The following is a 12,635-nucleotide window of genomic DNA, read 5'->3' as shown; positions in this document are numbered from 1 at the left end:
AAAACCATTCCAAGGAGACAAGCATGCACACCCGACGTTCCATTCTGCTGAGCACCGCCCTGATGGCCTGTGGCAGCCACGGCACCGCTTCGGCGGACACCTATCCCTCCAAACCCATCCGCTGGGTGGTTGCCTATGCCGCCGGCGGAGGCTCGGACGCCTTGGCCCGCACCGTGGGCACACAGCTGGCGGCCCAGTTGGGCCAATCGGTGCTGATCGACAACAAGCCGGGGGGCGCGACCGTGATCGGCGCCGAGAACGTGGCCAAGTCGCCGGGCGACGGCTACACGATCTTCACCGCCGACAACGGCACCCTGGTCTTCAACACCGCCCTGTTCAAGAAGCTCTCCTACGACCCGCAGAAGGACTTCGCCCCGGTGGGGATGATGGCGCGCTTTCCGCTGCTGCTGGCCGTGAACCCGAACGCGGGCTACGCCGACGTGAAGGCCCTGCTGGAGGCTGCACGGGCCAACCCCGGCAAGATCAACTTCGCCACCCCGGGCGTTGGCAGCCCGCACCACCTGGCCATGGAGATGCTGAAGGCCCGCAACAAACTCGATCTGGCCCACATCGCCTACCGCGGAGCCGCCCCGGCCATCCAGGACGTGGTGAGTGGCCAACTGCCCCTGATGGTGGTCGACTCGGCCGCCGGGATGCAGATGATCAAGGCCGGCAAGCTCAAGCCGCTGGCCACGTTCTCCAGGTCGCGCCTGGCCGCCCTGCCCGATGTGCCGTCGCTGATGGATCTGGGGTACACCGACATCGAGGCCGTCGCCTGGCAAGGCCTGGTGGTGCCGATGGCCACACCCAAGGAGACGGTGGCCCGCCTCAGCGCGGAGCTGCAGAGGGCACTGCAGACAGAGGCGGTTCGCAGCCAGTTCGCGGTCATGGGCATCGAACCCACCCCCACCGATGCAGCCAGCATGCAGAAGCACTGGGCGCAGGAAAGCCAGTACTGGCCCCGGCTGATCCGCGAACGCAACATCTCGCTGGACTGACAGGGCGCCGCGCGCCCTGCGGGCCTGCTGCGCCGATCACGAGCGCAGCAGGCCGGTGCGTTCGTGGCAATTGATGTACTCGAAGCGCTGCTCGCTGGAGCGCAACACCGAGACTTCGTGCGACAGCCGCAGGGCCAGTTCCAGGTTCATCTCCTGCACCAGGCGCATGAAGCTTCCGAAGATGGCGCTGTGGGTGGCATGGTCACGGGCCCAGCGCTCCATGTCGGCGAGGCTGGCCCACCAGCTGAGTCCATAGCTTTTCTCGGCCGGGCGCAGATCCTTGTCCACAATGCGCAGGTAGCGGTTGGACAGACAGCCGATGGCCAGGCCAGCCTCGCTGTCGAGAAAGTCCATGCCTGCCCGCAGCACAGGCTCCACATCACGCACATAGCGCTCCCGCTCCAGGCCTGCAGTTCGAGACCAGTCCTGCCCCGAGCGGATCAGGGCAAGGTGATCAGCCGCAGAAAACGCCACGCGGGCACGCCGGTTGGGCCTGGGCACCCGGCTGGCAGGCGTGGCGGTAAGTACCTCGGTCAGTGCCTCGGTCTGTGAGGCGGGCAGGCGATCCCGCATGCTGCCCCAGTAGCCATGCTCGCGGATCTCTGCGCTCATGTGGCTGGCGAGTCGGCCGAAGCCCTCAAAACCATCCGGGCTGGAGTACAGCGTTTCAAGCCGTTGCGGGGCGGGGCTGGCCACTTCCATGAACCAGCCACAAGCTTCGTCCAATCGATGCTCGCTGTTCCACCAAGCCCCAAAGGCAAGCCCTTGGCGCCATTGTTCGAACCGGGCGGCATCGCGCCAATAGCCCGTCCAGACCAGCGTGCTGAAGCCCGCCTCATCGGTCCCCTGGGCGATGTCGTGGTGATCGGGGGCGTGCTCTGCCAGATCGCACCAAAGGCCGACGGCCGCCCGGGCCAGTGCCTCGCCCTCGGGGCTGCGAAACTGGGCCCCTAGAAAAACAACGGTCAGCGGCTGCAGCGCGTCGCCGAAGCGGGCCGTGAAGCCCGGGTTGGGAGGGCTGTAGTCATCCCCGCGGGTGGGTGGCCGGGAGCGCGGGCAACGCAGCGGCAAGGGAATGGCAGATTCCATGGAGAGCTCCTGTCAACAAGGGTGAGTCAGGGGTGCCCGAGCCGAAGTCCATCCGGCTCCTGCACCTCGAAGTTCAGCATCAGGGTCACGCCACCGAGGGTCTGATCCGCGTTGGCGGCCAGCTGCGTGAGGTCGCGGGCGGCCCGCGCCGACTGCTGTGACAGCCGGCGCACCTCACTGGCCACCACGGCGAAGCCACATCCAGGCTCGGCACGGCCCGTTGCTCCGCATTCAATCAGCCGGGGTGGCTTCGGGCTGCAGGTCTGCAGCGGCCAGGGGCAGCGCGAGATGCTCGACACGTGCAGCCTTCTTGCGGTTGAGCAGCAGGCGGTGCACATCGGGCCGCGAATAATGGCCGACCGGGTCCATGGCATTCTTCGCGACCCCGATCTGGCCGAGATCGATCTCGGCAATCAACAGACCTTCGGCGTCCTCCGGCAACTTGTCCACCAAGGGCGCACCGTCGGGCCCGTAGATCACCGTGTGCCCGCCACCGACATGGGTCAGGGCATGCTTGTCCGGGGTGTCGCACAACTCATCGACCATGGCCTGGGAAATGATGGCGCAGGGCGAGATCACAAAGCAGCCGCCCTCCACCGCGTAGACCTTGCCGACCGCGTTGTTGACCTCCCAGCCCAGGGCGTGGGCAAACGGCTCATAGGTGGAAAAGCTGGGCCAGGCCGCGATGTGGACCTGCTCATGCTGGGAGAACATGGCGTAGCGATTGAGCGACAGGAGGTTTTCCCAGCAGGACAGTTCGCCCAGCCGGCCCAGCGGGGTGTCGTGCACCTTCAGGTCGCTGCCATCGCCCTCGCCGAACACGGTGCGCTCGGAATGGGTCGGCCTGAGCTTGCGCCGCTGCGAGATGGTTTCGCCATCGGGGCCGATCAGCCACTGGGCAATGTAGAGGCTGCCCCCACTGCGCTCGGACAGCCCCAGCGAGGCGGTGATGCCGGCGGCCTTCACCGCCTGGCGCAAGCGCTCGGCCTGCGGGCTGTCATAGGACAGCGAATTGTCGAAATAGCGCTGTACGAAGCCCCGGCCGATGGCCCAGGCCGGCGCACCCAGCCAGATGTGCCATGGGTAACCCGGGACGAAGGTCTCCGGAAATGCAATCAGGCTGCAGCCCTTGTCGGCGGCCTCCTGGATCAGACGGATGCACTTGTCCACCGTGGCATCCAGGTCCAGCCAGACCGGTGCAGCCTGGACTGCGGCAACTTTGTACTTGGGATGGGAAATGCCCATGGTGTTTACTCCTGAGTGAATTGAAAAGGCAGGGGGGTTGGAAAGAAGTGGCAGACCTCAGGGCATCCAGCGCCGGGTCCGCAAGGGGTCGAAATCGGGCCAGCGGCGGCGCACCAGGCCGCAGCCACCTTGTGGCGACAGCACCATCGTGACGATGGCGATCAGGCCCAACGCCACGAAATACCAGACGCCGTAATCGGCGCTGGACTCGCGCAGCGCAAAGAAGATGACCGTGCCGATGACCGTCCCTTCGATGTGGCCGATGCCGCCCAGCACGGAGATGAAGATGGCCATCGCCGTCCAGGACAGACCGAAGCTCGCATCGGGACTGACCTGCAAGGTGTTCATGTAGGCGATGGCACCGGCCAGGCCCGACAGGCAGGCGCACATCAGCCACAGCAGCAGCCTGGCACGCGTCACCGCAACGCCGCTGGCGCGTGCCGCTGGCTCGCTGTCGCGGATGCCGGCCAGGGCCAGGCCGAGCGAGCTCTTCAGCAACCCCCGGGCCCAGAACAGGGCCAGAACAGCCACCGCCAGTGCGGCCCAATAGGTGCCCAGGTTGCGATCGGACCGGCTGAACCCGGCCAGCGTGATCAGGGGCATGCCACCGCCGGCGCCGAGCGCATCGCTGTTGAGCACCAGAATGCGCATCAGCTCGGCCAGCACCCAGGTCCCCACCGCGAAATGGGCACCGTTGAGTCGAAACATCGGCAGCGCCGTCAAGGCGGCGAACAGACCGGTGACCCCCATGGCCAGCGGCAAGGTGGCCCAGGGGTTCCAGCCCAGCTGGTTGGACAGGAAGAACAGGGCGTAGGCCCCCACACCGACGAACACATGCAGCCCCACCACCACCAGGCCGCCGAAGCCCGCCAACAGGTTCCAGGCCATCGCGATCGCGAACACCGTGAAAACCTCCACCAGCAGACGCTGGGTGGCGAAGCCCGAAAACCAAGGCAACGCAGCCAGGGCGCCAACCAGTGCAAGGCTGGCCAGAAGGCCGCGCCAGGACCGGAGCGCGGATCGAAACACAGAGGGCATGGCCATGTTTTCTTTTCTTTCTATCAATGCTTGTGCGTGAAGGGACGGAACAGCCCTTGCGGGCGGACCAGCAACACCACGAGGAAGGTGAGGTGCCCGAAAAACGCCCCCAAGCCAGGGTTGACCTGGGCCCCCAGGACATGGGCCAGCCCGATCAGCAAGCCGCCGAAGAAGCTGCCCCACAGGTGGCCCAGACCGCCCATCACAACGGCCTCGAAGGCGAACAGCAGTCGCTCCGGGCCAGCCATGGGGGCAAACGGCGTGCGCATGCCGTAAAGCACGGCGGCCAGTGCGGTGACCACCATGACCAGCCCGGCCATCAGTGCAAAGAAGCGCTTGTCATCCACCCCCACCAGCCGCGCCGTCGGCGCATCGTCGGAGACGGCGCGGGCCTGCCGCCCGCCATGGGTGTGGGCCACCAGCAAATGCATGACGGCATACATCAGCACGCTGACCGCGCCGATGAGCAGTGGAAACACGCCGACCGAAACGCCGCCAAGGTCCAGCCCCCGCAGCGTCAGATCACCCGAGGGCAGGTTGCGCGTGTCAGCACTGAACACCTCCAGCAGCAGGTTCTGGATGACCACCGACAGGCCGAATGTCACCAGCAGGGGGGAGAGTTCATGTGCCCCGACCACCCGGTTGAGCAGCACCGCCTGCAGCAGCCACCCGATGCAGAACATGAGGGGCAGCACCACGGCCAGGCAGACCAGGGCTGGCCACCCGGTCGCCTCCATGACCGTCCACGCCACATACGCCCCCAGCACGATCAAATCGCCGTGGGCCAGGTTGATCATCTTCATGACCCCCAGGCTCAGACTCAGACCCAGCGCAAACAGGGCATAGAGCGACCCCAGCAACAGCCCGTTGATCAACAGTTCGATCCAATTGTTCATGCCCATCACACTCCGAAGTAAGCCGTGGCCACGTCGTGGCGGTCTGCCTGCGCGGACAGGCCTTGCAGCACCACACGCCCCTTTTGCAGGCAGACAAAATGATCCGACTCGCGCAAGGCGCGCTGCACGTTCTGCTCCACCAGCAGCAAGGCCATGCCCGAGGCCCGCGCCTGTCGCAACAGTCGGTAGACCTCGTCCACCGCCAGGGGTGAGAGCCCGAGCGACACCTCGTCACACAGCAGATAGCGCGGGTTGCACAAGAGCGCACGGGCGATGGCCACCAATTGCTGCTGCCCCCCGGACATGGCCGTGGCGGGCCGGCTCAGCAAGCCCCGCAGGACCGGCATCTCATCGAGCACGCGCTCGCTCGTCCACGGCCCCGGGCGGCCGTTGCGCTCGGCCAGTTGCAAGTGCTCGCGCACCGTGAGGCTGGGAAACAGGCGCCGACCTTCCGGCACCAGTGCAATGCCTTGGTGCAGGCGCTGCAGCTCATGCCCCTTGCTGATGCACACCCCATCCAGACGAATGCTGTCGGGCCGTGCGCGCAGCGCACCCGCCAGCGTGCGCAGCAGCGTGGTCTTGCCGGCGCCGTTGGAGCCGATCAGGGCCAGCGTCTGCGCGGGTGCCAGTTGCAGACTGACATCGAACAAGGCCTGGAACAGCCCATAGTAGGCATCCATGCGATCAATCTGCAGCATGCTCGACCTCCGCTTGCATCTCCAGTTCCGAGCCCAGGTAGGTCTCGCGCACCAGGCGACTGGCAATGACATCGCCGGGCAGGCCGTCGGCCAGCAAGGCGCCTTCCGACAGCACGACCAGGCGCCGTGCCACCTTCACCAGCGCATGGACCAGGTGTTCGATCCAGAGCACGGTCACGCCCTGCGAATGGATCTCGGCCACCAATTCGAGCAATTGATGGACTTCGGCGTCCGTGAGCCCGCCACCCACCTCATCGAGCAGGAGCAGCTTGGGCCCGGTGGCCAGGGCTCGGGCCACTTCCAGGCGCTTGCGCTGCAGCAGCGTCAGCCCCCCGGCCATCTGGTTGCCGACCACCGCCAGCCCGCAGCGGCGCAAGGCGTCGTGCGCCGCTGCGGCCGCCTGAGCGCTGTGCAGCCCGGCCCCATAGACCGCAGCCAACAGGGTGTTCTCGTAGACGGTCAGACCACTGAAGGGCTGCGGAATCTGGAACGTCCTGCCGATGCCTGCCCGGCAGCGCTGGTCCGCCCCCTGGGTCGTGACGTTCTCACCGTCGAGCCAGACCTCGCCGCTGTCGCAGCGCAAGTGCCCGGCGATCAAGCCGAAGGCCGTGGTCTTGCCCGCCCCATTCGGGCCGATCACCCCCACGAACTCGCCCTGAGCGACCCGCAGGTCCAGGCCCTTGATGACCCGGGTGGCCCCGTAGGACTTGGTGACTTTTTTCAGTTCCAGCAACACGTCAGCCCTCTCCATCAGGCCGGGAGCAGTTCGAACTTGCGCTGAACCGGGATCTCAGGCGCTGTGCCGTTGTGCGTGACGACGATGTCGAGGCGCCCCTTGTCGTCGATCACCCATTGCCCGCCCACAACCCGCATCTTCGACACGTTCTTGATGCCGCTGCCGGCAAAGTCCAGTCGGCCGATCACCGTGTCCTGACGCAGGCTGCGGATGGCATCGGCCACCTTCTGCGGGTTCTTGGGATCGCCGCTGGCCTTGAGCGCCGCCACACCGGCTTCAATCAGGGCATGCATCACGCCGATGGGCTGGGTCCACTCCTTGCGGGTGGCCGTGGTGTAGGCGTCGGCGAGTTGGCGGGCGGTCTGACCGGTCAGGCTGCTGCGGAACGGGTAGGCCGGAGACCACCAGATCTCGGTGGACATGCCGTGTGCACTCTTGCCCAGCGCCTTCACGCCACCGGGGAAGAGCAAGGCCTTGGCGATCGTGGCGACCTTGGGATGAAAGCCCATCTGCGCGCTCTGCTTGACGAAGCCCGACCACTCCGGCGGGGCAAACAGGCCGGTGACGATCTCCACGCCCTCGTTCTTGAAGGCCTGTATCTGCGCCGAGAAGTCGCTGCTACCCGGCGCGAACTTGCCGATGTCCACGATCTTGTAGCCGGCCTTGGCAAACATCGCCGGCATGCCCATCTTCAGATCGCCCATGGCATTGCCAGGCAGCGTGTTCTCGAAAGCCGCACCGATGACCTCGGGCAGCTTCAGGTCCTTCCAGATGTCCAGGTAGACGTTGGCAATGTCGTCGATGCCCCAGAAGAAGTGGAAGACGCTCTTGAAGCCCTTGGCCGGGTCGCCCTTCATGGGAAACATCCAGGCCTGCCAGGGTGTCATGGTGGTGATGCAAGGCACCCCATTGATCTCGCACTGCTGGGCGATGCCGGGGCCGATGGTGGCCTGGCCCAGCATCAGGTCCACACCGTCCTTGTTGATGAGCTCTGCAGCGAGGTTGGACTGACGGTCCGGGTTGCTCTGGTCGTCCTTGGCGATGAACTCGACGCGGTAGGTTTTGCCACCGATGTTCAGCCCATTGGCAAGCGCCTTCGAGGCGTTCTCCAGAATGAAGGGATCGGCCTCGGCAAACGGTGCAAACGGCCCGGTGCGATGGGTGAGGTAGCCAATCTTGATGACATCGTCGGCAGCAAATGCCTGCGGTGCCGCGATGCTCGCTGCAGCAAGCGCCGAGCCTTTGACCAGGAACTTTCGCCGGGTCTCGCTGCCGGCGGGGGTGAGCAGATCGTCTTGCATGTGTGCCTCGTGGAGGTGGGTGAAATCGAGGCTTGAGCTTAGGTGGCAGGGCCTGTTGCAGCTTGGCTGGATGCTGCGCCACGCTTGGCTCGTTCCGACATCGCGGCGTCTGCGCGAGCCCGGTGTCAGAGCACTTGCTCCGATCCGACCCGCAAGTTGACCGCATGCGGCACAGGCGTCCCGCCAGCCCGATTTCGGCACCGCACCCAGGGTTGAACCTGATGCCTTGAATTGACGTCCGCCTTAACTTCAGCCAGCAGGCGCGCGTCTTGCTTGGAGCGTCGGGGGGACCGTGCACCCGCAGGCAAAGCCCCACATCGTTCCTCAAACGCCTCAGATCTTCGGAATTGCCCCATGAACAACTCTCTTCACGCAGATCCAGCGACGCTCTCCCTGGACACAGCGGCCGCGGGACGGGCACGCCACCGACTGGACACCCTGCAGGTGCCCGAAAATCAGCGCTTCGAGTACTGGCTGGACATGATCTGCTCCATCTATGTGCAGCTCGAATGCGACAAGCCGACGGCAAGAGATCTGTTCGGAGAGATCGAGTTCTCCCGCATCGGCGGACTGGACCTGACCGAACTGCGGGCCAATGTGCAGCGTGTGCGGCGCACCTCGCTGCACACCTCACGGGCCGGTGAAGACTTCTGTCTGGTGCAGCTGCAGCAGGCAGGCACCGGCGTGGTGTGCCAGGACGGGCGCATCGCCGTCGTGAAGCCAGGCGACTTCGTGGTGTACGACTGCACCCGCCCCTACGAGTTGCTGTTCGAGGAGGAAGAGCACCATGTTCTCGTGCTCAGGCTGCCGCGCACCGACCTGGAGCGGCATGTCAGTGGCCTGGAAGAGCTGACTGCGACCACCGTGGCCGGCGATGGTGCGGCCGGGCACCTGCTGCTGTCGATGGTGAGCACCCTGCGCCATGAATCCGAACGCCTGCACCCCGCCTCGGTTCAGGGTGTCTCGGACGCCATCACCCAGATGATCGCCGCGGGGCTGCGCAGCCTGCCCCATGCCAACACCCGTCGCCCGTCCAACCTGCAGGCCTACCATGTCGCGCGCATCAAGGCCTTCGTGAAAGAGCGGCTGAAAGACCCGGCCCTCTCCGTTGCCAGCGTGGCCCAGGCCGCCCGGCTGTCCCCCGACCATCTGGCGCGCCTGTTCCGCAACGAACCGGTATCGCTGTCGCGCCTGATCTGGCAGTGGCGCCTCGAAGGCTGCCAGCGTGACCTGAGCGCCCCCATGCTGGCCAACCGCACCGTGAGCGATATCGCCTTCTCGTGGGGCTTCAACGATGCCGCCCACTTCAGCCGCTCGTTCAAGGAGCAGTACGGCATGTCGCCCCGCGAGTTCCGCCAGCAGGCCCTCGCCATGCGGCCGGTTGGAGACATGGCCACAGAGTGAGGCCTCGGCCTGCTGCGCGGGCCGCCGCCCGGGGCCGCTGCAGTGCGGGCAGGCCCGCCGCCTGACCTGGCACCCGCCGCCACAACGCCCTGGCTCATCACTGGCCAGGGCTGGCTTTCCTTTCCCCAGCGCCGACGCTGGCAGCCAGGCCACAGACCAATCCATCTTTCCCGACCTGGCGCCCAGGGGTGCTCGCCGGTCTGCCACGCCTCAGGGCAAATCGCCGCGCACCGCCCCACCCCATCGCACCGCTGACGAAGCCGGGTTTCGACCGCAGTCGATTCCAGAACAGCCGGATACGGGATCGAGGCAAGTCCGACATTTCCGGAACATTCGCAGGTCGGAGCAAGACAAGCCGGAAAGCGCCGTCGATTCCACAATTTTCAACAGCTGCCAGCCCCCGCTGGCAGCCCCTGACCAGGCCTTCGTGGCGGCCCCATCACGGTGAGCCCGGCCCATTGACCGGGCCAGGCCACCAGCACTGCAGACAGGCAGGCGCTGGCAGGGACACACCAGCCGCAGCGCAGACGCCTCACAGCTCGCGACGGCTGGGTGTTTGACACAACCGAGAACCCACAGGAGTTGACTTGAAAAACAGATTGTTCCCTTTCGCCGCCGCGGCCCTGGTGGGCTGGTCCGGCCACGCCCTGGCCACCGAGGGCGGTGGCTCCACCTACCCTTCCGGGGTGGAAAACTTCATGGTGGGCGCCGTGCCACCACCGGGCCTGTATGTGTTGAATTACGACAACCTCTACGTGGCCGACAAACTGAAGGATGGCCTGGGCCAACAGGTGCCGGTGCCGGGCTTCAAGGTCAATGCGGCAGTGGTCGCCACCCGGGTCATCTGGTCCACACCGCAGCCGGTGTGGGGCGGCAATCTGGTGTTTCACACCATCATCCCCGTGGTGGACCTGAAGGTATCGGCCGCCGGTGCCAGCCAGCACAAGACGGGGGTGGGAGACATCACGGTCGGCGTCGGCATCGCGCACCACCATTCCGAGGCCCTTCACACGGCCAGCGGCCTGGATCTGGTACTGCCAACAGGCGGCTACGACAAGACAGACCTGGCCAACATCGGGCGCAACTATGCCTCGCTGCAACCCCTGTTCGGGCTGACCTACCTGCAGTCCAGGGGCTTCAATGGCGACTTCAAGATCACCTTCAACCTGAACCAGAAAAACAAGGACACCCAGTACCGCTCAGGTGACGAGGTCTTCGTGGATTTCGCGACAGGCTACGGCCTGGGCAACGGCTGGACCCTGGGCGTTGGCGGCTACCTGCGCCGCCAATTGAGCAGCGACACCCAGGCCGGCGCGGTGGTGGCCAACAGCCGCAGCAGTGGCTTTGCATTGGGCCCCTCGCTGCGCTACGACAACGGCAAGGGTTGGTTCATCACGGCCAAGTTCCAGGCCGAGAGCGCCGTGCGCCATGGCACCGAGGGCAAGGCCTTCTGGATCAAGACGGCCATCCCGTTCTGATCGCTCGCCCGCGCACACCCCAACACCCCAACACCCCAACACCCCGACACCCCGGCCACCAGCCCGCCGGCAGCTGTGTTTCTCCGAGGAATCCATCCTCCTTGCCCATCACGCTGCGAGGTGTGACGGGCGTCTTTTTTTCGAGACACCGCAGTTTGCGCGCCCTGGTGCCAGCGCTGTGGCCCAGCGCGCCGAATCACAGATGCCTGCCAGCTCAGGCGCGGGCTCTGCCTGCATCCTTACCGCCCGCCATCACCGGGTCGCGGCTGCGCCAGTTCAGCGCCGCTGAAAACGCAAAGGGCTGAAAGCCGCCAGATCCTGCTGCACGGGCAGCCCGGCTGCCAGCCGGGCTGCCCACTGGCCGGTGCGGGCCGAGCCCCCCAGGCCGACATGGCCATGGCCAAAGGCCAGCACCACATCGGGTGAGGCGGCCGAGGGGCCGATGCAGGGCAGGCCGTCGGGGGTGCTGGGGCGGTGGCCGAGCCAGCGTTGCACGGCATCGGGCTCAGGGCTGGGGGCCAGGCCCTCGAACATGCTGCGCAGGTGCCGGTACAGGATGTCGGCGCGGCGCCAATCGGCCGCCGCGTGCAGCCCCGCGATTTCGACCTGGCCGGCGGCTCGCAGGCCGCCCTCCATCCAGTGGACGATGAGCTTGCCGTCGGCAGCCATCATGGGCAGGCGTGGGCCGCGGGTGGGCTGCGGCACCTGCACGTGGTAGCCACGCTCGGACTCCAGCGGCACCGGCGTGCCGGCCGCCGCGGCCAGGGCGGCCGAGCGTGCACCGGCACAGATGACCGCCGCGTCGCACGGCAGCTCGCCCCGCTCCGTCAGGACCGCGCGCAGGCGCCCGCCCTCCAGACGAAAGCCAGTGGCCCGCGCCGGCCACAGCTCGGCCCCCTGCGATTGGGCATGGCGCGCCAGGGCCGCCACATAGCGGCCCGGATCGCGGCATTGGCCCGCCTCGGGCACATGGATGGCAAAGCGGTAACGCGGGTCCAGATCAGGCTCGCGCTCGCGCAATGTGGCTTCGTCCCACTCGACCCACTGCACGCCGGTGCGGGCCCGCACCCGCCAGGCCAGTGCCTCGCCCTCAAACTCTTCGTGCGAGCGAAACACATGCAGCAGGCCACGCTGCTCGATCAGCTGCGGCACACCGGCTTCGCCCGCCAGGCGCTGGTGCAGCGCGGGCGCGTCGACCAGCAGGGCCCGCAGCGCATGGGCCGTGCGCTGCACCCGCGCCTCGGTCCAGCCAGATGCCAGGTAACGCAGCAGCCAGGGCAGCGCCTTGGGCAGGTAGGGCCAGCGCACCGCCAGGGGCCCCAGCGGGTCGGCCAGCCAACCGGGCACCCGGCGCCAGGCGCCCGGCAAGGCCGGCGGAATCACCGAATGCGAGGACAGCCAGCCTGCGTTGCCGTAGCTGGTGGCGTGGCTGCCACCAGCTGCCTCGGGCTCTACCAGGGTCACGCGCAGCCCCAGGCGCAGCGCCTCGATGGCGGTGGCGCAGCCCACGGCACCGGTGCCGATGACGGCCACATGGCGAGGCGGCTCGGAGGGATCGGGGGTATTCATGTGCGGGGCGCCGGTTTCGTGCGACGGTTGCACCGGGGTGGTGCGGATGGGGGTGGTCACAGTGCTTCCCTTGGTGGAGCGGTCGTTGAAATGGTAGCGATGATCGAAAACGATCGGCTCGGGTGTGCCTGTCCTGAAGCAAAAAACCCGCCCAGGCTTGTGGCCGGGGCGGGTGTCGGTTCA

Annotated in this window: 12 protein-coding genes; 3 read left to right on the top strand and 9 right to left on the bottom strand. The window is 66.6% G+C overall.

Annotation, left to right across the window (positions count from 1 at the left end):
- Positions 1–23 precede the first annotated feature (23 nt).
- Positions 24–998, top strand: coding sequence for a Bug family tripartite tricarboxylate transporter substrate binding protein (locus F624_RS0101225; RefSeq protein WP_019572429.1), 975 nt, complete (start codon positions 24–26; stop codon positions 996–998).
- Positions 999–1,034: 36 nt separating this feature from the next.
- Here the strand turns inward: F624_RS0101225 and F624_RS0101220 are convergent, their stop codons facing one another.
- From F624_RS0101220 to F624_RS0101185, 8 genes are read right to left on the bottom strand one after another with little or no spacing between them, the layout of a single operon-like run.
- Positions 1,035–2,087 (bottom strand): phenylacetaldoxime dehydratase family protein, encoded by a 1,053-nt coding sequence (locus F624_RS0101220; protein WP_019572428.1) that lies wholly within the window; start codon positions 2,085–2,087, stop codon positions 1,035–1,037.
- A 26-nt stretch (positions 2,088–2,113) separates the two neighbouring features.
- The gene (locus F624_RS35310) at positions 2,114–2,275 is read right to left on the bottom strand and encodes a hypothetical protein (RefSeq protein ID WP_019572427.1); all 162 of its coding nucleotides are present in this window, start codon (positions 2,273–2,275) and stop codon (positions 2,114–2,116) included.
- A gap of 43 nt (positions 2,276–2,318) precedes the next feature.
- Complete coding sequence (locus tag F624_RS0101210) at positions 2,319–3,332, bottom strand: carbon-nitrogen hydrolase family protein (protein ID WP_019572426.1); 1,014 nt, start codon at positions 3,330–3,332, stop codon at positions 2,319–2,321.
- A gap of 57 nt (positions 3,333–3,389) precedes the next feature.
- Entirely contained in the window at positions 3,390–4,376 is a 987-nt protein-coding gene (locus F624_RS0101205) for a branched-chain amino acid ABC transporter permease (protein WP_019572425.1), read from the bottom strand.
- A 17-nt stretch (positions 4,377–4,393) separates the two neighbouring features.
- Entirely contained in the window at positions 4,394–5,266 is an 873-nt protein-coding gene (locus tag F624_RS0101200; RefSeq protein WP_031253792.1) for a branched-chain amino acid ABC transporter permease, read from the bottom strand.
- Between the two features lie 5 nt (positions 5,267–5,271).
- A complete protein-coding gene (locus F624_RS0101195) occupies positions 5,272–5,964 on the bottom strand; it encodes an ABC transporter ATP-binding protein (protein WP_031253791.1) in 693 nt (230 codons plus the stop codon).
- Positions 5,951–6,700 carry an ABC transporter ATP-binding protein gene (locus tag F624_RS0101190; RefSeq protein ID WP_245573531.1) on the bottom strand — a complete coding sequence of 250 codons (750 nt, stop codon included), beginning with the start codon at positions 6,698–6,700 and terminating at the stop codon, positions 5,951–5,953. The genes F624_RS0101195 and F624_RS0101190 overlap by 14 nt, the downstream gene beginning before the upstream one ends.
- Before the next feature lie 14 nt (positions 6,701–6,714).
- On the bottom strand, positions 6,715–8,001 hold the full coding sequence (locus F624_RS0101185; protein ID WP_019572421.1) for an ABC transporter substrate-binding protein: 1,287 nt from the start codon (positions 7,999–8,001) through the stop codon (positions 6,715–6,717).
- Between the two features lie 354 nt (positions 8,002–8,355).
- Here F624_RS0101185 and F624_RS0101180 point away from each other — a divergent pair, with 354 nt between their 5' ends.
- Together F624_RS0101180 and F624_RS0101175 are read left to right on the top strand one after the other, a co-directional pair.
- Positions 8,356–9,405, top strand: a complete 1,050-nt coding sequence (locus F624_RS0101180) for an AraC-like ligand-binding domain-containing protein (protein WP_084679365.1) — start codon at positions 8,356–8,358, stop codon at positions 9,403–9,405.
- A 587-nt stretch (positions 9,406–9,992) separates the two neighbouring features.
- Entirely contained in the window at positions 9,993–10,883 is an 891-nt protein-coding gene (locus F624_RS0101175) for a SphA family protein (RefSeq protein ID WP_245573530.1), read from the top strand.
- Positions 10,884–11,159: 276 nt separating this feature from the next.
- On the opposite strand, the gene F624_RS0101170 is transcribed toward F624_RS0101175, so the two are convergent.
- Positions 11,160–12,452, bottom strand: coding sequence for an NAD(P)/FAD-dependent oxidoreductase (locus F624_RS0101170; protein WP_031253785.1), 1,293 nt, complete (start codon positions 12,450–12,452; stop codon positions 11,160–11,162).
- Between the last annotated feature and the right edge of the window lie 183 nt (positions 12,453–12,635).

It is taken from the genome of Curvibacter lanceolatus ATCC 14669, assembly GCF_000381265.1.
Taxonomy (GTDB): Bacteria; Pseudomonadota; Gammaproteobacteria; order Burkholderiales; family Burkholderiaceae_C; genus Curvibacter; species Curvibacter lanceolatus.
The sequence above is the reverse complement of the archived record's forward strand: the minus strand, read 5'-3'. Positions and strand labels throughout refer to the sequence as shown.